Annotated in this window: 21 protein-coding genes and 1 other RNA gene; 3 read left to right on the top strand and 19 right to left on the bottom strand. The window is 43.0% G+C overall.

Annotated elements, in window-relative coordinates:
- Nucleotides 1-18: 18 nt before the first annotated feature.
- The 8 genes from ACRRSY_RS09830 to ffs all read right to left on the bottom strand — a co-directional run bounded on the left by ACRRSY_RS09830 (nucleotide 19) and on the right by ffs (nucleotide 8,876).
- A complete protein-coding gene (locus ACRRSY_RS09830; RefSeq protein ID WP_432463063.1) occupies nucleotides 19-663 on the bottom strand; it encodes an HNH endonuclease in 645 nt (214 codons plus the stop codon).
- Nucleotides 664-1,429: 766 nt separating this feature from the next.
- Nucleotides 1,430-1,954, bottom strand: a complete 525-nt coding sequence (locus ACRRSY_RS09825; protein ID WP_432459236.1) for a GNAT family N-acetyltransferase — start codon at nucleotides 1,952-1,954, stop codon at nucleotides 1,430-1,432.
- 417 nt (nucleotides 1,955-2,371) lie between these two features.
- Entirely contained in the window at nucleotides 2,372-3,151 is a 780-nt protein-coding gene (locus ACRRSY_RS09820; protein WP_432463062.1) for a phosphotransferase, read from the bottom strand.
- Nucleotides 3,152-3,429: 278 nt separating this feature from the next.
- Nucleotides 3,430-4,926, bottom strand: a complete 1,497-nt coding sequence (locus ACRRSY_RS09815) for a DHA2 family efflux MFS transporter permease subunit (protein ID WP_432459234.1) — start codon at nucleotides 4,924-4,926, stop codon at nucleotides 3,430-3,432.
- Nucleotides 4,927-4,938: 12 nt separating this feature from the next.
- On the bottom strand, nucleotides 4,939-6,132 hold the full coding sequence (locus ACRRSY_RS09810) for an efflux RND transporter periplasmic adaptor subunit (RefSeq protein WP_432459233.1): 1,194 nt from the start codon (nucleotides 6,130-6,132) through the stop codon (nucleotides 4,939-4,941).
- A gap of 20 nt (nucleotides 6,133-6,152) precedes the next feature.
- Entirely contained in the window at nucleotides 6,153-7,598 is a 1,446-nt protein-coding gene (locus ACRRSY_RS09805) for an efflux transporter outer membrane subunit (protein ID WP_432463061.1), read from the bottom strand.
- Nucleotides 7,595-8,083, bottom strand: coding sequence for a MarR family winged helix-turn-helix transcriptional regulator (locus ACRRSY_RS09800; protein ID WP_432453395.1), 489 nt, complete (start codon nucleotides 8,081-8,083; stop codon nucleotides 7,595-7,597). The genes ACRRSY_RS09805 and ACRRSY_RS09800 overlap by 4 nt, the downstream gene beginning before the upstream one ends.
- Before the next feature lie 696 nt (nucleotides 8,084-8,779).
- Nucleotides 8,780-8,876, bottom strand: an RNA gene (gene ffs, locus ACRRSY_RS09795) — signal recognition particle sRNA small type.
- Nucleotides 8,877-8,998: 122 nt separating this feature from the next.
- On the opposite strand from ffs, the gene ACRRSY_RS09790 reads away from it, so the two are divergent.
- Nucleotides 8,999-9,727, top strand: a complete 729-nt coding sequence (locus ACRRSY_RS09790; RefSeq protein WP_432463060.1) for a DUF547 domain-containing protein — start codon at nucleotides 8,999-9,001, stop codon at nucleotides 9,725-9,727.
- Between the two features lie 52 nt (nucleotides 9,728-9,779).
- On the opposite strand, the gene pfkA is transcribed toward ACRRSY_RS09790, so the two are convergent.
- The gene (pfkA, locus tag ACRRSY_RS09785) at nucleotides 9,780-10,742 is read right to left on the bottom strand and encodes a 6-phosphofructokinase (protein ID WP_432456189.1); all 963 of its coding nucleotides are present in this window, start codon (nucleotides 10,740-10,742) and stop codon (nucleotides 9,780-9,782) included.
- A 456-nt stretch (nucleotides 10,743-11,198) separates the two neighbouring features.
- Here pfkA and ACRRSY_RS09780 point away from each other — a divergent pair, with 456 nt between their 5' ends.
- Entirely contained in the window at nucleotides 11,199-11,339 is a 141-nt protein-coding gene (locus ACRRSY_RS09780; RefSeq protein WP_432463059.1) for a hypothetical protein, read from the top strand.
- Between the two features lie 54 nt (nucleotides 11,340-11,393).
- On the opposite strand, the gene ACRRSY_RS09775 is transcribed toward ACRRSY_RS09780, so the two are convergent.
- The 9 genes from ACRRSY_RS09775 to sdhC all read right to left on the bottom strand — a co-directional run bounded on the left by ACRRSY_RS09775 (nucleotide 11,394) and on the right by sdhC (nucleotide 23,362).
- Nucleotides 11,394-13,481 carry a hypothetical protein gene (locus tag ACRRSY_RS09775; RefSeq protein WP_432453398.1) on the bottom strand — a complete coding sequence of 696 codons (2,088 nt, stop codon included), beginning with the start codon at nucleotides 13,479-13,481 and terminating at the stop codon, nucleotides 11,394-11,396.
- 403 nt (nucleotides 13,482-13,884) lie between these two features.
- The gene (gene sucD / locus ACRRSY_RS09770; RefSeq protein WP_432459220.1) at nucleotides 13,885-14,757 is read right to left on the bottom strand and encodes a succinate--CoA ligase subunit alpha; all 873 of its coding nucleotides are present in this window, start codon (nucleotides 14,755-14,757) and stop codon (nucleotides 13,885-13,887) included.
- Entirely contained in the window at nucleotides 14,757-15,923 is a 1,167-nt protein-coding gene (sucC, locus tag ACRRSY_RS09765) for an ADP-forming succinate--CoA ligase subunit beta (protein ID WP_432453400.1), read from the bottom strand. The genes sucD and sucC overlap by 1 nt, the downstream gene beginning before the upstream one ends.
- Nucleotides 15,924-16,015: 92 nt before the next feature.
- A complete protein-coding gene (odhB, locus tag ACRRSY_RS09760) occupies nucleotides 16,016-17,206 on the bottom strand; it encodes a 2-oxoglutarate dehydrogenase complex dihydrolipoyllysine-residue succinyltransferase (RefSeq protein ID WP_432453401.1) in 1,191 nt (396 codons plus the stop codon).
- A 22-nt stretch (nucleotides 17,207-17,228) separates the two neighbouring features.
- Nucleotides 17,229-20,030 carry a 2-oxoglutarate dehydrogenase E1 component gene (gene sucA, locus ACRRSY_RS09755; RefSeq protein WP_432453402.1) on the bottom strand — a complete coding sequence of 934 codons (2,802 nt, stop codon included), beginning with the start codon at nucleotides 20,028-20,030 and terminating at the stop codon, nucleotides 17,229-17,231.
- 121 nt (nucleotides 20,031-20,151) lie between these two features.
- Entirely contained in the window at nucleotides 20,152-20,865 is a 714-nt protein-coding gene (locus tag ACRRSY_RS09750) for a succinate dehydrogenase iron-sulfur subunit (protein ID WP_432453403.1), read from the bottom strand.
- 9 nt (nucleotides 20,866-20,874) lie between these two features.
- Nucleotides 20,875-22,644 (bottom strand): succinate dehydrogenase flavoprotein subunit, encoded by a 1,770-nt coding sequence (gene sdhA, locus ACRRSY_RS09745; protein ID WP_432453404.1) that lies wholly within the window; start codon nucleotides 22,642-22,644, stop codon nucleotides 20,875-20,877.
- 5 nt (nucleotides 22,645-22,649) lie between these two features.
- Nucleotides 22,650-22,991, bottom strand: a complete 342-nt coding sequence (gene sdhD / locus ACRRSY_RS09740; protein ID WP_432453405.1) for a succinate dehydrogenase, hydrophobic membrane anchor protein — start codon at nucleotides 22,989-22,991, stop codon at nucleotides 22,650-22,652.
- On the bottom strand, nucleotides 22,985-23,362 hold the full coding sequence (gene sdhC, locus ACRRSY_RS09735; protein ID WP_432453406.1) for a succinate dehydrogenase cytochrome b556 subunit: 378 nt from the start codon (nucleotides 23,360-23,362) through the stop codon (nucleotides 22,985-22,987). The genes sdhD and sdhC overlap by 7 nt, the downstream gene beginning before the upstream one ends.
- A gap of 402 nt (nucleotides 23,363-23,764) precedes the next feature.
- Between sdhC and gltA the strand changes: the two genes are divergently transcribed.
- Entirely contained in the window at nucleotides 23,765-25,036 is a 1,272-nt protein-coding gene (gltA, locus tag ACRRSY_RS09730; protein ID WP_432453407.1) for a citrate synthase, read from the top strand.
- Between the two features lie 84 nt (nucleotides 25,037-25,120).
- Here gltA and ACRRSY_RS09725 read toward each other — a convergent pair whose 3' ends face one another.
- Nucleotides 25,121-25,597 (bottom strand): DUF2947 family protein, encoded by a 477-nt coding sequence (locus tag ACRRSY_RS09725; RefSeq protein WP_432453408.1) that lies wholly within the window; start codon nucleotides 25,595-25,597, stop codon nucleotides 25,121-25,123.
- Nucleotides 25,598-25,628: the final 31 nt, after the last annotated feature.

The following is a 25,628-nucleotide window of genomic DNA, read 5'->3' as shown; positions in this document are numbered from 1 at the left end:
GGTATTAGATCATATCTGTTAACAAAGTGCGATCCCGCCCTGGACTGTATACGGCGGGTTTCTTTTATGCACAACCCTATGGCAATTAGGGCACAGTGGAACTAAATCAATGATTGGGTCAATTTGATAATCAGCACCAATTTCAGAAATAGGTTTGATATGGTGAACCTCAATAATACCTTCAGCAATTTCCCCATAAAGTTCACCCATATTATTTAAACAGCATTGACATGTTAATCCGTGGTGCTCGATACAAGCAGCATGAGCATATCGATTTCGTTCAAATTTATTGACTTGAATTTGAACCCTTTTTCCTTCCCACAAAGGAGTGTCAGTTTCAATTTCAGGTAATACAGCTGACTCTTCATTTACAATATTTAATACTTTTTCATGTAATTCAGATTCACTTAATTTTTTAAGAGAATCATTAACTTTTACACGAGATGATCTCTTCTCTGCGCCTTTATAACCTGCTCTATGTGGGAAAAATGCATCATATTCATCTCGCAGTCTCTTCAATGAACTGTCTGGCATTGAAAAGAATCTAGAGTAACTAATAAGTAAATTCGTCATATTTTTATTAGGCTCAAGATTTTTATAAGAATCTGGAAATTTTGCCAAATAGTAGGCAACGACATGTGCTTCTTCTGGGATATGAGCCATTGGATTCTCCTGCACTATGAATAAAAATATAACGCTGAGCTCAGTTGCAAAAATACCTGGCGCTACATTTTGGGTACCAAAATTCGTGACAGGTATTTTTGTCAATTGCAGCGATTTGTGTACGCCCAGCATGGGCATGAACTAATGAGGTGAAAGTCCTCTGTAGGAAGGTCACCGTTTAATAATATTTTGATTATTAAACGCTAACTACTAGCGAATGGCAAGGGCATTGCCTCGAGGGAATGTCTGAAGGAAGCCGGACGCCTTTTTATCTAAAGAGAGGGCGAGCTGATGAACAAGAACATCATATGAGGCGTAGGCTGGAGGCGAGTTGGCACAAGACAACGAAGCCATGTGATCTAACGGCTACCGTATATGATGCAGCAGTGCAGAGAAAAGAAAAAGTGCATGTTCTACTTCTTATAAACAAAGAGTGGGAGAACTGCTTAACAAGCGATTGTTTAACTCACGCTATGGCGATTTAAGCAGACGGCTTTTTTTAGATAAAAAGTCCCAATGCCGTTCTATTGTGTAATGGTTGGGACATGGTGAAGGCCTGAACCTGAAAATCAATGAGGAGCCTGTGCAGCTCATTGTCTCCGTATCCGACCGGACTGAGGAGTCATGGCGCAAAAACAGAAGCCATCATTGGAATGCAAAGGAGCTAATCGGCCGTTGTATTTTAACCGTTTTCAGGAAACGCCCTGTGCGGAGCCGCATGCAGGGTGTTGTGGGGGCTGGAGGTTAGATACCTCCGGCTACCCGATTAGCTATTTTTTAACCTTTTGACCATAACAAACATTCCTATCTGATACCTATCAGTTTTATAAGGTATTTCATCAATTATTCCAAATTGATGCCGTAGATAGAATTTTTGGGCTTTCACGTTGTTTTTTAACACATCCAGCCACACGTATTTACTATCAAGTTCTGCTGCAAGTTCCATTACACGCTCAATTAGTGCTGAACCTAGATTATTGCCAACACTATCCTTTTTTAGATAGATTTTTTGCAATTCAATGCATGGTTTCCCCATACCATTCAGCTCTGAATTTATGTTTAATTTGGCAAAACCGACCAATGTATTGTTTCTAAGAACTAGTAGATAGCGATGACTTGATGGCGATTTTATACACGATTCAATTGCTTCATTTGTAAAATCAGTATTTAAAAAACTATCAATGTCATGCCAAATATCGGCAAAGTGTTCTTTATATATGCTACGACCTAAAACTGATATTGCTGAAACATCGTCTAATGTCGCTTCTCTTATATTGAATTCCGATTCCAAACTTATTTGTACCTCATGACTTGGATAGCTAACAGTATATTAATATGCAAATCCCCATCTTTCACGCATGCGAAGTTACCACCTTTCACGCACCGCAGAAATTCACGCACCCTCTTATATTTAAATTTATCAACAGCATACCAGTCTATCAGCATTTTGACCATGCGTGAAAGGTGGTCATGTATTTGCAGAAAGATGGGAACCAACCAAGCTGTATACCATCACAGTAGTTTACCCATAAAAAAAGAAAAGCTAAGCGTAAGCTGGTTTTTCAGGAGTATAGCTTTGGCTTGTCGTAACAAGTAATACGACAACAATGAGATAAATCATGAATGCTGAACTATTCACTTACAGCAAAAATTAATCAGACTTTAATGTATTGATCAATACTTTATTGTACGCCAACAATTGGCCGAACTAATCGCCATTTAGACTGTCCGTAATTATTTGTTGATGCAGCTTTAAATATTCAATGTCTGCTATATAAGCCAAATGATGGTCATCCTTGAGATTAGCAATAAATGCCTCATTCCCTTTGGCTGCTTGGTCGTGCATAAAATCAAGCAAGGCTTGTATCCTCGATATCATCACATCAACTAACTGGACACGCTCGGAATATGGCAAGCCATATGAATCACAAAATTGCTTTGCACGAATGGATTGCAGCCTTAAATCCCCCAAGGCATCATTCGGTTTAGTCTTAAATGGTGCCCAGCAATAAACAGCGTAAGCGACATCCCAAATTCTTGGAGCTGGATGCGCGGTATCAAAATCAAAAATACCAACCACTGTATTTCCATTTAATGCCACATTGTATGGTGCATAATCACCGTGGCAGATGACTTCTTGTGGTTCTCTTCCCGGTAGCAACCACTTTAATTGATTGCTTTGTCCACACTGAACAAATGAAACGGTGGCATCGTGATATAGACGTAAAACAGCGGCTGCAGAACATAATGCAGCTTTCGTTGCGATAGCACCGACCAATGGGTAGTTGTAAACATCACCAAGTATATAAGATAGGATCTCATGTCCCTGCTCATCGAAACCAAATGATTCTGGAGCGCCGTAAAACTGCTCACGTTTTAAGTGCCTGAGTAATTGGTGAATCGATTGCGACCAAAATCCACAGGGACGATAAACCTTGTCTGCTAAACGAAAAACCGAGCCTTTTCGGCCACCTTGAAGTTCTTCCATAAGGCTCCTGCTGTCTCATATTTGATGCATTGACTACTAGGTGTGGTATCACGACTTCATATCGATTTCAGTAGCATCAATCATAAATCTACAACTAAGTTACGCTAAAAAGGGTTATTGTCGATGGAAGAACAACATTAAGAACCAAGTAAAAATCACAGTTAAAATAGTACTCACCTGCAAAACAGAAAACCCCCAAATATAAAGAAAAGCCAGTCATTTCAATTGACTGGCTCTACACTTAAAAGAGCGATTGAAAGCTTACTCAGCAACAGTATTTAAGCATGTTTCACCGCCTTCCTGGTCAAGAAGATAAACGGAACTAAGGCGATAAATAACACCATCAAAATGGTAAACAAGTCAATCGTCGACATCATGAATGATTGCGTCGTAATTGAACCATTTAAAATGGCTAAGGTAGTTTCAGAATGTCTCTGTAGCGAAGGCGCAATCAAAGGATTATACGGAGAGATATGCTCCGCCATAACCGAATGGTGTAAGCTAGCATTTCTCGACCAAATCCAAGTGGTCAACGACGAAGCAAAGCTAGCGCCAATGGTGCGTATAAAGGTCGACAATGAGGCGGCATCAGAGACATCGGGCCCACTAAGATCTGACAACAAAATAGTTGTCATCGGCATAAAGAACAACGAAATACCGATCCCCATAAACAGTTGAACCGCCGCGATGCTCGCAAAATCAATCTCGATATTGAATTTAGCACGCGCGTAACAACTGATCCCAATGACCAGAAATGATGTCGCGGCTAATTTCCGCATATCAAGATGACTACCAAACCGTCCCAGAATAGGAGTCATAAATAGCGGTATCACGCCCAATGGTGCCGCTGCAAACCCAGCCCATAAAGCTGTATAGCCCATTTGACTTTGTAACCACTGCGGCAGGATCAAGTTAATACTAAAAAAGCCAGAATACCCCAAGGTCAATAAAATAGTACCAATGCAAAAATTACGATTGGCAAAAAGGCGCAGGTTGATGATTGGATTCTCATCGGTGAGCTCCCAAATCACCATAAATACCAGCATAATCACCGCAAATACGGTGCCGCCAATGATCCATGGGTTTGCAAACCAATCCAGCTCATTTCCTTTATCCAGTACAATTTGTAAGGCACCAACCCCTAAAGCCATGGTTGCTAAACCAATAATATCCAGTCTTGACTTAACCGGCTTATGTGGACGGTCTTTGAGCTGGGTCAAAATAACCATCACGGTAAATATACCGATAGGAATATTGATTAAGAAGATCCATGGCCAACTATAGTCGTAGGTTAACCACCCACCTAAGATAGGCCCAACAATCGGACCCACTACCGCCACCATCCCCAGCAATGCCAAAGCCATACTGCGTTTTTCTTTGGGAAAGATAGACAACAGCAAGACTTGACTCATCGGAAACAGCGGTGCAGCGGCAAAACCTTGCAAAGTACGGAATAACACCAGCTCGCCCATACTTTGCGAAATACCGCAGAGGAAGGAAGTGACACTAAAGGCGATTAGCGCACCAACATACAACTGTACTTCCCCCACTCTACGACTCAACCACGCGGTAATCGGCAAACCAATGGCATTACTCACGGTGAAGGAGGTAATGACCCAAGTCCCTTGATTGAGACTCACGCCCATATTCCCCGCAATTGTCGGTAGTGATACGTTGGCGATCGTAGTGTCGAGTACTTGCATGAACACACCAAGCGCAATTGCAAATACACACAGGCCCATATTGGCGGGTCGAAACCCCTGTTGTTCACTCATTTCACTACCTTTCTATTTCTGGGCAACGTATAACTCGCCCAAAATATCGTTTTCAGAAATAATGTGAACGATCAAATCATCAACGCCTTGCAACGATTGTGCGTATACATCGGTTTGGTAACGCGCTACCGCCTTTGAGTTCTTTTGCGCCAATAACTGACCACTGGTGTCTTTGGTATCAACGTGTACCATCATCGATAAACCGATCCGCAGTGGCGATTTTTCAATTTCGCGTTTATCTAAGGCAATTCGCACCGGTAAGCGCTGTACCACTTTAATCCAGTTACCAGTGGCGTTTTGCGCCGGGAGGATAGAAAAGGCACTACCAGTACCAATCCCTAAACTCTCAACCGACCCGTGAAACTCCACCTCATCACCATACAAATCAGAGGTGAGAGTCACTGGCTGACCAATCCGCATATCATTGAGTTGCGTCTCTTTGAAGTTGGCATCAATCCATACTTCATCCAATGGAACCACAGCCATTAAGGTTGAACTTTGATTAATCCGTTGACCCACTTGCACATTGCGCTGTGCGACATAACCTGAAACCGGAGCAACCAAACGAGTACGTTGCTTCGCCAAATAAGCTTGTTTCACTTTAGTGATTGCAGTTTTGACCAAGGGATGGGTTTCAACAGTGGTGTTATGGATCATCGCTTGGTGGGATTTCAACTGCTGCTCTGCAACTGCCAGTGTTTTCTTGGCTGAATTCACCATGTCTTTGGCATGGCTTAAATCTTCTTGAGAAAGGCCACCCGCTTTCACCATATCTGCGCGACGTTTTAAATCACTTTTAGCTTTATTTAAAGCGATGGTCTTCTCATCAACCACGGCTTTTGCTTGTGCAACATTGTTAAACAAACCACGAACTTGGCGAACCGTTTGCGCTAGGTTTGCCATCGAACTTTCAAAAGCGACTTCGGCATCGGCATCATCAAGACGAACCAATTCTTGGCCTTTTTCAACATAATCACCGTCGTCGGCCACAATTTTAGTAACAGTCCCGCTGATTTCTGGGGTGATTTGAACCACGTTACCATTCACATAAGCATCTTCGGTTTCTTCATTGTCTACGACATAATTTGTGTAGTAATAACTCACGCCTACACCCGCAAGCAACAGCACTGCTGCAAAAATAGTGAAACTTTTTTTACGCTTACCTTTTTGGGGAGACGCTACATTTTCAATATGTGTATCTTGCATTCTTATAACCTTAATAACGACTAGTTATCAGCACGAGTAGAGGGAACTGATTGCTCTTGGCGAAAGCCACCGCCTAAAGCCCGCACCAGTAGCACTTGCTGTTCTTGCTGCTGATTTTTTAACAATGTAAACGACGATTCAGCCAAAATAAGTTGCTGCTCCGCCATAAGAACTTCAAGCTGGCTTCCCATCCCAGCTTCGTAACGTTTTTCGGTGATCACGTAACTCTTGTCTGCCAAGTGCATACTTTCGTGAGCATCTTTGAGCTGAGTCTGAATAGACTGGAGGGACAAAATGCTATCACTGACTTCACCCAGCGCATTCACCAAGGTTTTGTTGTACTGCGCGACAGCAGTATCGTAACCCGCTGTTTTTTCGATTAATGTTGCTTTTAAGCCAGTGGTGAATAGCGGCAGAGAAATCGCAGGTTGCACGCTCCAAGCACGACTCGCATCTTCAAACACTGCATCACCAAGCATGGCTTTAAATCCAGCGGTCGCACTAAGATTCACATTTGGATAAAAACGCGTTTTTGCAGAATCAATTTCTTTACTCATGGCTTCTACCCGCCACTTCGCAGCCACAATATCGGGACGGTGAGAAAGTAAGTTTGCAGGCACCTCGCGCGGTAACGCTAAGTGAGTATCCATATGGACGCTTGGACGATGAATGCTCGTTGCAATATCAGGACCTTGGCCAACTAAAGTCGCTAAGACATTTTTAAGTTGCTTCACCGCTAGTGTGCGTTTCTTTAGGGTTTGCTTAGCCGACGCAGCACCGCTTTGTGCAGTGTAGAGTCGATCTTCAGAAGTTAAACCGTGTTTAAACAGGCGTGATGTAATATCAACAATCCCCACAGTACGATCTAAATCTTTCTGCGCCAAATCTTGCAAAGCGTAGGCATTCGAGAGTTGAACATAGCGATGAACAATCGCTGTCGACAGGGTAATTTTCGCGGCCTGATGATCAACTTCAGCCGCCCGCTGGTTATTCACCGCAGCTTCCCAGCTATCGCGCTCTCCCCCCCACAAATCAAATGAGTAATAGCCATTCAAACCAAGGTTATAAACAGTGCCATAGCGATTCCCCTGCAAACTATAATCTTGGGAACGGGATAAACGCGCTCTTGATACACCGGCGTCGGCGGTAATCACCGGATCAAATTGAGCGTCTGCCGCCATCACCATCGACGACGCATTGACTAAAGCTGCATTTGCTAACTGAATATCTGGGCTATTTTTTAAAGCTGTTTTAATCAAACGCTCTAATTGAGGGTCATCAAGTGGTAGCCACCAATTTTCGGCTGGCCATAGTGCAGGTGATAAATGCTGTGCATTAAGAACTTCACTGTGCTCAATTATCGATTTTTCGGCCAATTGATTGTGGGGCTGGATATTTTTCGGCGCAGCACAACCATATAACAGCAGCGTCACCATCACTGGCGTTAACTTTGTATATTTTCTCATTCAGGGTCTGTACCTTTCAAATATTTTTTCTGGCAATTCTCAGGAATTTTAGAAGTGACAATCTTTATCAGACAATGACGAAATTGCTCGATTTCTTGCTTCGATAGCGCTTGAGTTAACTCATCGATAGCACTTTTCGCAAGCGGTAGCGAACGTTCGACCACCGAACTCCCTGTCGGGGTTAAATGGATGATCTGCGAACGACGATCCGTCGGGTCTGGGACTCGTTCTATAAGTGATTTTTTTTCAAGTCTATCCAACATTCGAGTAATCGCACTATTATCAACATTGAGCGATTTTCCTATTTCTGAAGGCCTATTCAGGCGAAAATGATAAATCTGAAACAAGACCTTTGCCTGGGTAGACGTAATGTCCTCGGGGATAAGATGTTGGTCTAAAAGCCTATCTTTGATGTAACAGCTTTTACCTAGCAAAAAGCCGATATTATCTAGCATAAAATCTTTTTGTTCTTTGGTTACGGTCATCACTCACTCACAAAATGATTGCCACTGCACTAGTTGCCTATGCAATTATTGTTACTGCAATGATAATTGCAAAAAATGTGATGTCAATCGATATATCTCATTTGAGGATAAAACCGGCTATAACTCATTGGGAAAATGCCTGTAAAAACCTTCACGATTGCTGAAGCTGCGCTATATCTGAATGAGGCTGATAAAACACGAGCATCACTTTCACACAAAATAGAATGTGTTATTTATCAGGTGTTAAACTAAGTTTTAAGCTCGATGAAGGCATTAATTTAAATGATAAGTAGAAAGCATTTAGCGAAGGCGTATCTATCGGATTGAAGCTAAGAAAAACTAAGTTTGGACCGCTATTCAAATAAATAGACGTTCAAATAGTGCTAGTGAGGCAAGCTTATACCAATCTGATTCATTATATGATCAACTTATTGCGCCGAGTAAATCTGCCGATAACCAGCCATGAAGTGCAGTAACTAGTGACTCTAATTACAATATACATCATACATTTAGCGCTGATTTAGGTTAACAAGAATGAACAATTAATGAGTTCGATTGGCATTAGGCCAGCCCAAACTCCAAAACGCTATTGATATAGCCTACGCCGCAAAAAAGACTAAGCTAAGTGATATAAGCAATCGACTGATTCAATTGAAATTTATGGAATGTAATAGAATATGTGGGATTGGGTGGCAACCCTATCAGCCACATCCCGGCACTCGAGTCGTCTGCTGCGGTTGCTCCCTTCCGGGCCTGGCCGAGTTCACAGAGTATCAATGCGGGAGGACCAACAGGGCCACCATAGATGAGCTTCCGAAGAAGCGAGGCTATTCTCGCTTAAGCCTTCCCTTATTGCAAACGCTAAAAGTACTTTTCCACCCTAGAATCGGTCTGTTTGCTCAAGTTTTAATCCTTATGAGTCTATTTAGTCAACCTATGGCGGTTGCCCAGCCCTTTGATCAGCAACTATGGGATGAATTACTACAAGAATATGTGCATTGGCCAGTTGCTAATAATGAAAGTCGAGTTGATTACAGCAATTTTGATCAAGCTAAATTGCAGCGTTACTTGGTATCCGTTGCGAAGGTAAGCCAAGTCCAATTTAATGCCTGGACTCAAGATCAACAACTGGCCTTTCTAATTAATGCTTATAACGCTTATACAGTGCAATTCGTCTTAAGTGCCTACCCAAACATTACTTCTATTCGAGACTTAGGATCGTGGTTTCAATCGCCCTGGAAGAAAAAGCGCTTTGATCTATTTGGGGAAAAGGTCAGCCTTGATGATATAGAACATGAATTGATTAGGCCTGTTTACAATAATCCATGGATCCATAGCGCAGTCGTTTGTGCCGCAAAAAGCTGCCCGCCCTTACAAAGCACAGCCTATCGTGCGGAGCATCTGCAACAACAACTAGAGCGCGCGTTTCGAGCTTTCTTAAACAGTGACAAAAATACTTACCATGCAACAAATAACCAGCTACAGTTATCATCGATATTTAAGTGGTACAAAGAAGATTTTGGTGCTGACTTAAAACGTTACTTAAGTCATTATTCGAAAGAATTAAAGGCTGAACCGCGGGAGCTCCAAGCCGCCTCAATTGTTTATCTGGATTATGATTGGTCACTCAATGCTTATGAGTAAGGCAATAAACATAAAAAAACCTGCATCCGCAGGTTTTTGTTAGAATAAAAGCTTAAAACAAACGACGAGATAGTTCGTATAAGTCTTCATTAAATGGACGTTTCATATTTTCGATACAATCAATAATATCGTGATGGACCATTTTATTATTTTGAATACCAATGCAACGACCCCCCTCGCCTTCAAGTAGCAAGTCGACCGCGTAAGCCCCCATACGACTGGCCATCACTCGGTCACGACCGGTTGGAGTACCACCACGCTGAATATGACCCAGAATCGTCGCTCGAGTTTCCCGACCCGTCGCCATTTCAATACCTGCCGCCAACTCATTCACATTAGTGATATGTTCGGTGATGGCAATAATCGCATGTTTTTTACCTTTTTTCTGGCCATCTTTTAAGCTTTTGAGCAACTCTTCGCGACTAAAGCCCTTTTCAGGAATAATCACATACTCTGCACCACCTGCAATACTCGCCTGCATCGCAAGATCGCCACAGTAACGTCCCATGATCTCGATCACCGAAATACGATTATGTGAAGAAGAAGTATCCCGAATACGGTCAATCGCATCTATCACAACATTGAGTGCCGTATCAAAACCAATCGTATAGTCAGTCCCTGCAATATCATTATCGATGGTACCTGGCAAACCAATACATGGAAAACCCATTTCAGTTAACTTTTTGGCGCCCATGTATGAACCATCACCACCGATGACAACTAACGCTTCAATACCGTGTTTTTCTAAGTTTTTAACGGCAACTTCCCGAACCGCGAGTTCTTTAAACTCAGGAAAACGAGCGGAGCCTAGAAAAGTACCACCACGGTTGATAACATCGGAAACACTGAAGCGATCCAATTTTTTAATATTGTCTTCATGCAGGCCCATATAACCATCATAAATACCATAAACTTCAATGCCTTGAGACAAGGCACTACGTACCACTGCTCGTACGGCTGCATTCATACCAGGGGCATCACCACCACTAGTTAAAACACCAATTTTTTTAACCATCATTCCCTCACTAAAAGCTGAATTGACCAAATTTACAAAAATAATTCAACAAATATGTCCGATAGGATCATTTCTAAACCAAAGATATACCGTGATAAACAGATCTATCAGAACAAAAAATCTTTAAAATAATAGAGTTATTGCGATATACATCGCCATTAGAGACTCTTTTTTGTGTCGGCATTGTGCCATGCACAAGATTAACCTTTTATGACCCTAATCAGATAACGCCGACATTTTGGAACAAATTCTCATACTTGTCCAAAGTTAATCTGAGCCTCATTAGCAATCACCAATTGATTCAGGCATACAGCGCATTTATTTAGTTAAACATCAATTTAAACCACAAAACGAAGTAAATAGTTCATTTTTGATTCACATTTATGTAGCATGGCGCCCACATACTGAATGTCATACAAATGATTTTTCAGTTTTTATGCTTTAAAAGGAGATCACATGAAGTCTGAACTTCACTATATTATTGAACGAAACATCGCAACTAACCGCAAAGCCGTGATGAATTACAATTTACTAAAACAACAACAGCAAGATACTACGCCCGAGTCCCAAACAGCAGCCGCCACAACCTCTGCATAAGCAAGCGCACAGATACCAAAAAGGAGGCTTTGCAGCCCCCTCTGGTATTTGTATTTACTTAGCTTTAATGACCGGATCTATTGCATGTAACGTTGGCGATAAATGAATCACGCCATCGGCTTGAGTATCCAAAGAAAGAATATTTGTCTTACTAATTCGATGACGATATATCTCGCGTAGATATTTCACCGCATTCTCCACATTTTTAAAGCCAAGACGAATATCGTTAATTGACACAAACTTATTTGAGTCTCCAATCAGCTCTCGATATTTTTTTTCATACATAGGCTTAATCGCGTACCAATTCGTATCAAGAATTTTAGCCGGATTTTCAAACTCCCATAAAAATGCATGTAACTCTTCGGGCTTAAACTCATCTTCCATAATAAAGCGCAATATAGCTTGATCAATGTCGTCATTATAACGGAACTCATCTTTCGCAAAACAGCGCTTAATATAAGCGACAACCAAGGTTAAAAAGTCATCACTCAAACATGGGCTTTTCGCAACCAGTGTCGTTAAAGATAAATTCGCTGAAGCCCCAATTACCAAGGCATAACGCTTTAAAGTAGTATTTGGAAATAACTTATTGATATGTACTTTTAATTTATTTAGGTCCATGAACGACAATTTATAGTCTTTCGGTAGAGAAATAATGGAAATCACCGACGAACAATGCTTGAAGAAGTGTAATTGGTTTAACTGTTCTGCATCGTAGTGGCTATCTTGATATTTCTTTAATGACTGCTTATAACGTTGCGACTCAATCGGCAAAATACTAATGCCTTCGATGGCTTGCGTATCTTGATTGAAATGAGGAAGATCAATAGACCGAAAGAATAATTCATCAATATCTATATCATCATGTACTGCTTTGTTCACCACACTCTCAGCATAGGCGACGGCCACGGGACCCGCCATACTCATAAATAGATCATTGGCGTCTAAACGAACGGTTTCTGAAATATCAATCCCCGCTCGCCTAAAGTAATTTTCATCATAATCGGTTGTGACAGCTTGCGCAGTTAGAATATTAAAGATCTGCTGAGAGATATATTGGTTGGCGTGTTTCTCCATCGTATTGACATCGATATCTTTAGCAATGTCACTCTCGTCCTGTTCGACATAGCGCATAATATCGTTAGAAATCAACATCATTGAGTTCCATGGACGGATCCGTCGCATGACATCGTCTGGCGTATCGATGCTCTCTCGTTCAACGTTATAAGAAAAATCCCACTCTTCCGATAGATACTTACAAAGCAGACGTCCAGCATTAATATGTAAGGCTTCGGATACCTCAATACTATTACCTGAGATGTTTGGCAAAATACAGATACCGGAAGTAAAAATAGGCTCAAATACAAATGAGTCGCGCTTGTCTGGTTGATTTGATGGATTGACTTGATAATCAAACGTTTTACTAAGGTAGGAAAATTGTTGGGCTAAACCAAACTCAGAAGCCATGCCTGAGCCTGTGCCACCTCCCGCACTAAAAATATAAAAATACAAGCGTGACTGATTAGCTTTTATCCCACAAGAATCAACCAAATAAGAATGAATATGCCGCCAATCTTCGTTTCTAAAGCTTCCGGTGTCTTTGTTTAAAATGATTTTCGCAAGATATTGCCCTAGGATCGGTGCATTACCGGCACCCCCCGCGTGCACCTCCGACAAATCCATTAACTGCAGCTTTTTATATTCGTCTAAAAACTGTTGACGACCTGACTGTGAGGAATACTTGATTCGGCCCGCGATATCCTTGTCTAAATCTCCGACTAATACTACTGGTTCAATCAAGAAAACAGGATTGTCTTCATTACCAGAATCAATCGGTAAATGATTTTTAATCCAGCGCATCGGCTTAAACTCTCGCTCCTGCGCCAACTGGTCTTGATACTCAATTTCTTTAAGATAATGCGTTCGAGAGTTGTATACTAAAGTGGCTACATCCAACGCGATATTTGAGCCACATCGGCCGAGGCCAATCAAGCAAACCGAGGGGAAGCTTTGCTCCAATATGTCTTTTTCTTCGGATAAATTGGGAAAGATATTTTGTCTCACCTTATCCAAGTTGCTCAAAATCTTTTCTAAGCTACTTTCCGTGTAATACAAATGTTCTATAGGCAGAGAATCCTTCATGATGCCTCCTTGTCGTTAGTCTATTGATTATTATATTTGCATCCGTGTACCCCATCGTTGTTGATCCGCTTGATAAAATCAAGTGATTCAGCTCGCTAACATCACTTATTGTGATATTAAGAATAAGTGATGTGACATTTGAAACTGAATGACTCGCATAAACCTCTTCGTGATACCCATCTAACTTATTATCGCTTCATTCTTGCTGACCTAAATAACCACTAACTGCGTGATGTATCGAGTCATTAGAGCCACTAGTTACTGCACTTAATGCCTCGTTATCGGCAGATTAATTCTGCGCAATAAGTTGATCATCTAATGAATTAGATTGGTATGACTGGTCAGTCATACGATTCGAGACATAAAAAAAGCGCCCTTAGGCGCTTTATAAGATTAATAGAAATTACCAGCCGGTGACTTCACGTAAGGCTTTGCCAATATCAGCTAAACTTCGCACTGTTTTTACACCTGCATCTTCAAGAGCAGCAAATTTATCCGCTGCCGTTCCTTTACCACCGGCAATAATCGCACCGGCGTGGCCCATACGTTTACCAGGAGGCGCAGTAACACCCGCAATATAAGAAACAACGGGCTTGGTGACATTCGCTTTAATGTATGCGGCAGCTTCTTCTTCCGCGCTACCACCAATTTCACCGATCATCACGATGGCTTCCGTTTTAGCATCATTCTGAAACATTTCTAGAATGTCGATAAAGTTTGAACCTGGGATGGGGTCTCCGCCAATACCAACACAAGTTGACTGGCCAAAGCCCTCATCGGTAGTTTGCTTAACCGCTTCGTAAGTGAGCGTACCAGAGCGCGATACAATCCCCACTTTACCCGCTTTATGAATATGGCCAGGCATAATACCTATTTTACATTCATCAGGCGTAATTACACCCGGACAGTTAGGGCCAATCATACGCGCCCCAGCTTCATCTAACTTCACTTTTACTTCAAGCATATCCAAGGTTGGAATACCTTCGGTAATCGTAATGATGATTTTAATGCCAGCAGCAATCGCTTCTAAGATAGCGTCTTTACAAAATGGGGCTGGTACATAGATAACAGTTGCATCGGCGCCTGTTGCTTGTACGGCTTCACTTACAGTATTAAATACCGGTAGGCCTAAATGCGTTTGACCGCCTTTACCTGGTGATACTCCGCCAACCATTTGGGTTCCGTACTCTATCGCTTGCTCTGAGTGGAAAGTACCTTGTCCACCAGTGAAACCTTGACAGATTACTTTGGTATTTTTGTCGATTAAAATGCTCATTATTTGGCCTCCGCAGCTTTAACGACTTGCTCTGCAGCATCCGTTAAGCTGGTCGCTGCAATAATGTTAAGGCCAGACTCAGCCAAACGTTGGGTTCCTAATTCAGCGTTGTTGCCCTCAAGGCGAACGACCACCGGAACATTCACGCCAACTTCTTCAACCGCACCAATAATACCATCGGCAATTAAATCACAACGAACAATGCCACCGAAGATGTTTACCAGTACCGCTTTCACTTTGTCATCAGACAAAATAATCTTGAACGCCTCAGTAACCCGCTCTTTGGTCGCACCGCCGCCAACATCTAAGAAGTTAGCGGGTGAGCCGCCATGCAATTGCACGATATCCATGGTTCCCATCGCAAGACCAGCACCATTCACCATACAACCAATGCTACCATCAAGAGCGACATAATTAAGCTCCCATTGAGCAGCATGCGCCTCACGCTCGTCTTCTTGCGAAGCATCGTGCATTTCACGCAGTTTAGGCTGACGGTACATCGCGTTTGAATCGATATTAATTTTTCCATCGAGACAAATTAAGTCGCCACTACCAGTGACCACTAACGGGTTAATTTCTAGTAAGGCTAAATCGTGATCGGTAAACATGTCAGCCAAACCAATAAAGATTTTAGTAAATTGGCGAATTTGATTCCCAACTAAACCTAATTTAAATGCAAGCTCGCGGGCTTGATATGGCTGAGGCCCGACCAATGGGTCTATTGCCATTTGATGGATCAACTCAGGCGTTTCTTCGGCGACTTTTTCAATCTCCATACCACCTTCTGTTGAAGCCATAAAAACCACTCGACGAGAAGCGCGATCGACAACAGCACCTAAATATAGCTCATTGGCGATATCGGAAGCTTCTTCAACCAAAATTTTAGAGACTGGTTGACCATTCGCATCCGTTTGATAAGTGACTAAGTTTTTGCCTAACCACTGCTGCGCGAAAGCTTTGATCTCTTCTTTATCAGAAGTGACTTTTACGCCCCCTGCTTTACCACGTCCACCCGCGTGAACCTGACATTTTACAACCCAAGTTGAACCAGGGATTTTACCTGCAGCTTCAGCTGCTTCTTGTGGGGTATCGCAGGCGTAACCTTCTGGCACTGGCAAGCCATAATCGGCAAATAATTGCTTGGCCTGATATTCATGCAAATTCATGATGTTCTATCCATAGTGTTAGGGGATACATTAGAGGTGTAATACACCTTTCCGAAATAGGGCCTGAAGATCAGGCCCAAAACAAACTTGTGTTAAACGTCTAGCAACAGGCGAGTTGGGTCTTCGAGTAACTCTTTAATGGTGACTAAAAACCCAACCGACTCTTTTCCATCCACCAAACGATGATCATAAGACAATGCGAGGTACATCATTGGCAAAATTTCCACTTGCCCATTCACCGCCATTGGCCGATCTTGAATTTTATGCATCCCTAAAATAGCGCTTTGAGGTGGGTTAATAATTGGTGTAGACATCAATGAACCAAACACCCCGCCATTGGTAATTGTGAAATTTCCACCCATCAGCTCATCAACGGTTAACTTACCGTCACGGCCTTTAATCGCTAGTTCACGGATCCCTTTTTCGATATCTGCAACACTCAGCAAGTCACAGTCACGAAGGACTGGAGTAACCAAACCACGTGGCGTTGAAACGGCAATGCTCACATCAAAATAATTATGATAGACAATCTCGTCCCCATCGATTGATGCATTGACTTCTGGAAAACGTTTTAGAGCCTCAACCACGGCTTTCACATAAAACGACATAAATCCAAGTCGAATATCATGACGTTTTTCAAACACCTCTTGATATTGCTTGCGCAACTTCATGATCGGTTTCATGTTCACTTCATTAAACGTCGTTAACATCGCAGTGGTGTTTTTAGCTTCTAATAAACGTTCTGCCACACGTTTACGTAAACGTGTCATTGGCACGCGTTTTTGGCTGCGCGAGGATAATGGTGGTTGAGCGACAGCCGGAGCTTGAGCTTTAACAGCTTGAGGGGCTGATGCAGCTGCTGGCTTAGCGACATGCGCTTCAACATCTTCTTTAGTAATTCTCCCACTCGGGCCCGTTCCTTTAATTGCAGAGGCATCGAGGCCTTTTTCTGCCACCAAACGGCGAACTGAAGGAGAAAGCTCTTCGTTACTTTGTTTATTCTCTACGACCGTTTCTGCAGGTTTCGCTTCTTCACCTGCGACCGCGCCCGCTTTCATTTTACCAATTAATTGTTGACCTAATACCGTGGCCCCTTCGGCTTCGATAATTTCTTCAAGTACACCGTCTTCCATTGCTGGAACTTCAAGTACAACTTTGTCGGTCTCGATATCCACAATCACTTCATCACGCGCGACGGCATCACCGGGTTGCTTATGCCAAACTGCGATGGTTGCGTCAGCTACTGATTCGGGTAGGTCTGGCACTTTTATTTCAATGCTCATTAAGGCTTCCTTTAATTCTTAATTATTCAACGGTCAACGCATCAGTAACTAGGGCGCGTTGTTGTTTCAAGTGAAGGGACATGTAACCCACTGCTGGCGACGCCGAGGCTGGTCGTCCAGCGTAACGTAAATTTGCACCTGCTGGGATAACCGATTTGAAATTATGCTGGCTGCTATACCAAGCACCTTGATTAAGCGGCTCTTCCTGACACCAAACAAAACGTTCAACATGCTGATATTGCTCAAAAATCTGTTTCACATCTTGCTCTGGGAATGGGTACAATTGCTCAATCCGTATTAACGCAACATCTGTCTGTTCATTTTTACGACGCTGCTCGAGCAAATCATAGTAAACTTTACCTGAACACATGACAATTTGACGAACTTGGCTCGGATCCAGTTCATCCACCTCATCAATCGCGTTGCAGAACTGACCATTGGCGAGCTCATCCAGAGAAGACACCGCCAGAGGGTGACGCAGTAACGATTTAGGAGACATCACGACTAAAGGTCGACGCATCGGTCTGATTTGCTGACGACGCAACATATGATAAACCTGAGCGGGAGTAGAAGGCACACACACCTGCATGTTATGTTCAGCACACAACTGTAAGTAACGTTCTAAACGCGCAGATGAGTGTTCAGGACCCTGCCCCTCATAACCATGAGGTAATAACATCACTAAACCACACATCCGACCCCATTTTTGCTCACCAGAAGACAAGAACTGATCGATCACCACTTGTGCACCATTGGCAAAATCACCAAATTGAGCTTCCCAAATAACTAAGGTTGAGGGCTCTGCAGTGGTATAACCATACTCAAATGCGAGCACAGCCTCTTCCGATAATACCGAGTCAAATAAGGCTAGGTGCCCTTGCTGCTCAGATAGGTGCTTGAGTGGGATATAGGTAGAAGCGTCATTTTGGCTATGCAACACCGCATGGCGATGGAAGAAAGTACCACGACCAGAATCTTGTCCAGTAAATCGAATATTCTGCTTAGCGTCTAATAAACTGGCATATGCCAAGTTTTCAGCAAAGCCCCAATCAACCGCCTTCTCACCACGGCTCATTAAGATCCGGTCATCATTAATTTTCTTAACCCGCGGATGCAACTTGTGCGTTTCTGGTACAGTGGTTAATCGCTCACCCAAGCTATAAATATCCTCGATGGGTAAACTAGAATCGTAAGCCATATCCCATTCATGCCCAAGATATGGCCGCCAATCCACACTGTGCTGTGTCATCGGACGCCATTCTTCAACCACGCAATCGCCGTTATCCAATTGGTCACGGTATCCATTGACTAGCGCTGTCGCATCGGTGCTTTCAAGCTGTCCACGCTGTATTAACAAATCAGCATAAACTTTACGCGGCGTCGGATGTTTTTTGATTTGTTGATACATCAAAGGTTGAGTTGCGTTCGGTTCATCCGCTTCATTGTGACCATGACGACGGTAACAAACTAAATCAATCACCACATCACGTTTAAAAGTATTACGGTAGTCCAAAGCCATACGGCTAACAAAGGCAACGGCCTCAGGGTCGTCACCATTAACATGGAAAATAGGCGCCTGAACCATTTTTGCAATATCGGTACAATATTGGGTAGAACGCGTATCTCGAGGATTCGAGGTGGTAAAACCAACTTGGTTGTTTACCACAATACGCACAGTCCCTCCCACCTTAAAGCCACGCGCTTGCGACATATTAAAGGTTTCTTGCACCACACCTTGCCCAGCAATAGCCGAGTCACCATGAATGGTAATTGGTAAGCAGTTCTCGCCTTCCCGACGATCCTGTCGAGCTCGAACTGACCCCATCACCACCGGATTAACAATTTCCAGATGCGAAGGGTTAAATGCCAAAGACATATGAACTTTACCACCGGGGGTTTCAAAATCGGAGCTAAAACCTTGGTGATATTTAACATCCCCGGTGCCCCAACTTTCATCATGCTTACCGGCGAATTCATCAAACAATTCTGAAGGGTTTTTGCCTAGAACATTAACTAGAACGTTCAAGCGCCCTCGGTGAGCCATGCCCACAACCACTTCTTTAGTACCTTGGATCCCAGCAGAACGAACGATTTCCTTGAGCATCACTAATAGGCTATCGCCACCTTCAAGAGAAAATCGTTTAGCTCCGGGAAATTTCGCACCAAGATATTTCTCTAAACCTTCAGCGGCAGTTAAGCTTTTTAATAAGCGCAACCGATCCTCTTGAGTGAATTCACCCTGACCTTCAACAGATTCTAAACGACTTTGGATCCATCGTTTTTCTTCAGTGTCGGTAATGTGCATGTATTCCGCACCAATCGAACCACAATAGGTTTTGAGTAAAGATTTGTGCAGGTCTTTTAATGCCATCGTTTCTTTACCAATAGCATAAGAACCAACATTGAAGGTTTCTTCAAAATCAGCGCTATCTAGGGCATGAAACTCTGGAGATAAATCGGCTACACGCTCTTGCTGCCATAAACCGAGTGGATCAAGTTGAGCATGCTGATGGCCACGAAAACGATAGGCGTTAATCAATTGCAGTACTTTAACTTGCTTGGCACTATGCTGAGGGTCTTCAACCGGTGAGCTAAAGCGTGAATTATCTTTAGCTAAACGGCGGAAATAATCACGGATTGGAGCGTGGGGGGTGTCTTCGACTGCACCGTTGACTGCAGGGAGCTCTGAAAATACTGCCTGCCATTGTTCAGATACAGATGAAGGGTCTTCTAAAAATGCCTCATAAAGATCTTCGACATAGGTCGAATTAGCACCAGCTAAATGCGAGGAATCTAGCCAGGCTTTCATTACGCCATTTTGCATTTAAACGCTATCCCTTTCTTTTTGCGTCATATTAGACTTTGTAGGGTTTGATAAAAAAATAGCCATTCTACCGAGGTAAAATGGCTATTTAGAACCAGTTAATTAAAAATTAACTGTATTACTAAACAGCCCGTTTGATCAGCATCGACTTAATGTGACCAATCGCTTTTGTAGGGTTTAATCCCTTAGGACAAACACTTACACAATTCATAATGCCATGGCAACGAAAAACGCTAAAAGCATCATCTAATTCTGATAAACGTTCATCAGTCGCCGTATCTCGACTGTCTGCCAGCCAACGATAAGCGGCAAGCAAACCCGCTGGACCAACAAACTTATCAGGGTTCCACCAAAATGAAGGACAAGCCGTAGAACAGCAAGCACAGAGAATACACTCATACATACCATCCAATTTTTCACGTTCTTCAGGGCTTTGCAAATTTTCGCGAGCCGGAGGCATTTTCTGTTCGCTGATTAAATAGGGTTTAATACGGGCATAATTATCATAAAACTGTCCCATATCGACAACTAAGTCACGAACAACAGGCAAGCCAGGTAACGGGCGTATCACAATATCACCTTTACCTAATAAATCTGACAAAGGCGTGATGCAGGCTAAACCATTTTTGCCGTTCATGTTAAGCCCATCTGAACCACACACGCCTTCTCGACAAGAACGTCGAAATGCAATGCTAGGATCTTGTTCTTTCAGCTGAATTAATGCATCCAGCACCATCATATCAGAGCCTTCAGGGACCTCAAGATGATATGACTTCATATGGGGTTTTGTATCTGTTTCTGGATTATAGCGGTACAAAGAAAAGTTAACGTTCATTGCCGCCTCCTAATAAGTGCGAATTTTAGGTTCAAAAGCTTCACGTAGATTGGGTGACATATTCACCTCTCTACGTCCCATAGTTTCAGTGCTCGGTTCAAATATAGAGTGACATAACCATTGTGCGTCATCACGCTCGGGGTAATCGAACCGGCTATGAGCACCACGACTCTCGGTACGGAAATTAGCCGCATGAGCAGTCGCAATAGCGGTTGCCATCAAATTATCTAACTCTAAGCACTCAACCCGCTGGGTATTGAAGTCTACCGATTTATCATCGAGGCGAGCGTTTTCCAAACGTTTACGGATCTCTTGCAGCTCTTTTAAACCTTCGGCCATTGACTCGCCTTCACGGAACACCGAAAAATTAAGTTGCATGCATTGCTGTAAGTCTTTACGAATTTGCACTGGATCTTCACCATCATGGCTCGAATTTTCCCAGCGATTATAACGCTGCATTGCCGCTTCCAGATCTGCTTCTGAAGCATCAGCCATATCGATATCGCGGCTCAGGTATTCACCCAAGAATTTACCCGCAGCGCGGCCAAATACCACTAAGTCGAGTAAAGAGTTACCTCCGAGGCGGTTTGCACCGTGAACCGACACACAGGCGATTTCGCCAACCGCAAATAAACCATTTACGATTTGATCTTCACCTTTGTCATTTTGCCTAATCGCTTGACCATTCACATTACAAGGAATGCCCCCCATCTGATAATGACAGGTTGGGATCACTGGAATGGGTTCCTTCACAGGATCTACGTGTGCAAATGTACGAGACAATTCACAGATCCCTGGCAAACGACTTTCTAAGACTTGCTCACCCAAATGATCCAACTTCAACTTAAGATGTGGACCCCAGGGGCCATCACAGCCACGGCCTTCACGGATTTCGGTCATCATTGAACGAGCAACCACATCTCGACCAGCCAAGTCTTTCGCGTTAGGCGCGTAACGCTCCATAAAACGTTCGCCGTCTTTATTGAGCAGGTAACCGCCTTCACCACGGCAACCTTCTGTAACCAGAACCCCCGCGCCAGCAATGCCAGTGGGATGGAATTGCCACATTTCCATATCTTGAATTGGTACGCCTGCTCGTAGCGCCATGCCCACACCATCACCGGTATTAATATGTGCATTGGTCGTTGAGGCAAAAATTCGTCCAGCCCCACCAGTCGCTAATACGGTTGCTTTCGCTTTGAAATAAACGACTTCACCACTTTCGATATCCATGGCTGTACAACCCACCACATCGCCATCAGCATTCTTCACTAAATCCAATGCGTACCATTCGGAAAAAATCGTCGTCTTATTTTTTACATTCTGTTGGTAAAGCGTGTGTAATAAAGCATGACCAGTTCGGTCTGCGGCAGCGGCTGTCCGTGCAGCTTGCTCACCACCAAACTCTTTCGACTGACCACCAAAAGGACGTTGATAAATGGAGCCATCATCAAAACGAGAAAACGGTAAGCCCATCTTCTCTAGTTCAATGACCACTTCCGGTCCGACATTACACATATATTCGATCGCATCTTGGTCACCGATATAATCAGAGCCCTTTACGGTGTCGTACATATGCCATTGCCAGTTATCTTTATGCGAATTGCCTAAAGCAACAGTAATTCCACCCTGAGCTGATACAGTATGAGAACGTGTCGGAAATACCTTAGAAATAAGAGCGCAAGACTTGCCCTCTTTAGAAATTTGTAAAGCTGCGCGCATACCCGCGCCGCCTGCGCCGACCACTACGGCGTCGAATTCTCTGATAGAAATGGCCACTCGACCTACCCCCAAATAATGAACAAGCCACTAGCAACATAAATAAGCGCTAGTACTGTTAAAGAAAACTGCAGACCCATTCGTAATGCTGTAAATTTCACGTAATCGGTCAAAACTTGCCATAAACCAATCCAAGCATGTATCAGCATGGAAATGAGTGCTAGCAAAGTGAATACCTTAGTTGGGAGCCAAGCAAAAAAACCACTCCATGATTGGTAAGTCACGTCGGTACACGCAATGAAACCAAGCATATAGAGGGTATATAAAGTTAAGATGATGGCGGTTGCGCGAATGAGTATAAAATCATGTACTCCGCTCCGGCCAAATGTTGCAGCATTAGTTACCATACAATTACTCCCATTAACAACGCCAATACAGCGGTGATGATGAATGAGACTTTAGCGCTAGAAGATGCTGTATCTAGCTCTTCCCAATAGCCCATATCCATAATGAAATGACGTATTCCACCAACAATGTGATACATCAACGCACTTAGGCTCGCCCATAGAATCAATTTCACAAAGAAATTGTCAATGATGGACAAAACATTCGCAAAACCTTCTGCCGATTGAAGGGATTCGGCAAGCAGGCCTAACAAAATAGCTAAGGCGAAAAAGGTAATCACACCGGAAACACGATGCAAAATAGATGCAATGGCAGTGATGGGAAGTTGGATGGTTTGTAGGTCGAGGTTTACTGGTCTTTGTTTTGTTTTCACGGTTCTCTGCCCACTCAGTTCCTAGAGTTTTATTATGATGATAAAGTTAGGCTCAGTATAGGGCATTGAGTTGCGATAATGTTAATTTTGTGAACTTAAGCTCTAAAACTAGACTAAAGTCTAAAAAATACATTTCCATTGTGCAAAAAATGCTCGTGCCAGCGCCATACTTCGCAAGAATTATAACGCCCACATAACACAAATACAATTAACATTTCCTTCATTTAGCTATTTCAATGCAACTAAACAGCCGAATTAAAGCTAAATATTAACACATCCGACACAAACAACCACAAATCATAACAACAGCCAATTGACAATTGAAGTCATTCTAGGTCAGAATGTACCTCGCTTTGTATCCAAAAAAATTAATACAATTAGAATAAGCAAGGGAGACATGCTATGGCTGATAAGAAAGCCACCCTCAAGCTGCCAGGACAAGATGCATACGAAATGCCCATCATGTCAGGTACCGCAGGACACGACGTAATAGATGTTCGAACTCTAGGTTCGAAAGGTTATTTTACTTTCGATCCAGGCTTTTTAGCGACTGCTTCATGCGAGTCAAAAATCACCTATATCGACGGTGAAAAAGGCATTTTGTTACATCGGGGTTACTCGATAGAAGAATTAGCAAAACATGCCGATTACCTTGAAGTTTGTTACATTTTATTGTTCGGTGAACGACCAAACGTTGAGCAATACGAAAGATTTAAGACAACTGTTACCCGCCATACCATGGTGCATGAACAATTAATCCACTTTTTCCAAGGATTTCGTCGTGACTCTCATCCCATGGCAATCATGGTCGGTGTTGTTGGTGCGCTATCTGCGTTTTATCATGATTCTATGGATATCACGAATGTGCGTCACCGTGAAATTGCGGCCTACCGTTTGATCTCTAAAATGCCAACCCTCGCGGCAATGAGCTACAAATATTCAGCAGGCCAACCTTTTGTCTATCCTCGTAACGATTTGAGCTACGCTGCAAACTTTCTCAATATGATGTTCTCGGTACCAACTGAAGAATATAAAGTGAGTCCAGTGGTAGAACGTGCGATGGATCGGATATTTACGCTGCATGCCGATCATGAACAAAATGCCTCGACTTCAACGGTCCGTTTGGCAGGTTCTTCTGGGGCCAATCCATTTGCTTGCATCGCAGCAGGTATTGCCTGTTTATGGGGTCCCGCTCATGGCGGTGCTAACGAAGCCTGTCTCAATATGCTAGAAGAAATCGGTTCGGTTGATCGCATTCCAGAGTTTCTTAAACGCGCGAAAGACAAAAATGATCCATTCCGCCTGATGGGCTTCGGTCATCGCGTCTACAAAAACTACGATCCTCGAGCCACCGTAATGCGCGAAAGCTGCCATGAAGTTCTCAATGAATTAAACATTGATGATCCACTATTAGATGTGGCGATGGAGTTGGAACGTATTGCACTATCCGACCCTTACTTTAAAGAGAAGAAGTTGTTCCCCAACGTCGACTTTTACTCAGGCATCGTACTGAAAGCGATTGGTATTCCTGTGAGCATGTTTACCGTGATTTTCGCACTTTCTCGTACCGTGGGTTGGATCGCCCATTGGAAAGAAATGATGGAAGAAGATACTCAACGGATTGGTCGACCTCGCCAGCTTTATACTGGTGAGCCTCAACGACCGTTTAAGTAAGTTGTTATTTTAGTCTAATCAATATACACAAAAATCCGAGACCCAGTTCTCGGATTTTTTATTCGAATCAAAGACCAAATATGTTTAGCTGGCCTTACTTCCCCACTGAAAACTACCGTTCGCCAAGAACTGAACCACCTCGTTACGCTTTTTTCCTATCAACAGAGCGCCATCATCCATAAATAAGAAGTTTTTCCAACAACGTTGAAATGTGCTCCATGTCGTTTCAATAATATGACGTTGATCGTTACAGTAATAAACCACAGTGTTGTCTTGCCATTGTAAATGCGTGACTAATTCTTCAGGAAGACTCGCTTGTTCACTGTCCCAAACATTCTCCCAGTTCCCTTGTCCTTGCCAAGTTTCGATACTGAAAGCCCAATCTCCCTTACGAAAAAAATCAGGATGATCAACTTGCTTACTGACTAACTCTTTCCACAGCATACTCGCCCTAGTTTCAGTCATTGGTTTTATCGCAATAGCATCTTGCTCGCTAATCGGCATATCGGCTCGACTAAAGATCCACGATTTTTTATGTTCAGTTAAAGAAATGTAATTCATAATAATTCTAATTAATAAATGAAATCACTCA

The organism is Agarivorans sp. QJM3NY_33, from assembly GCF_050870865.2.
Classification (GTDB): Bacteria; Pseudomonadota; Gammaproteobacteria; order Enterobacterales; family Celerinatantimonadaceae; genus Agarivorans.
This window is presented reverse-complemented; position numbering and strand designations above follow the sequence as displayed.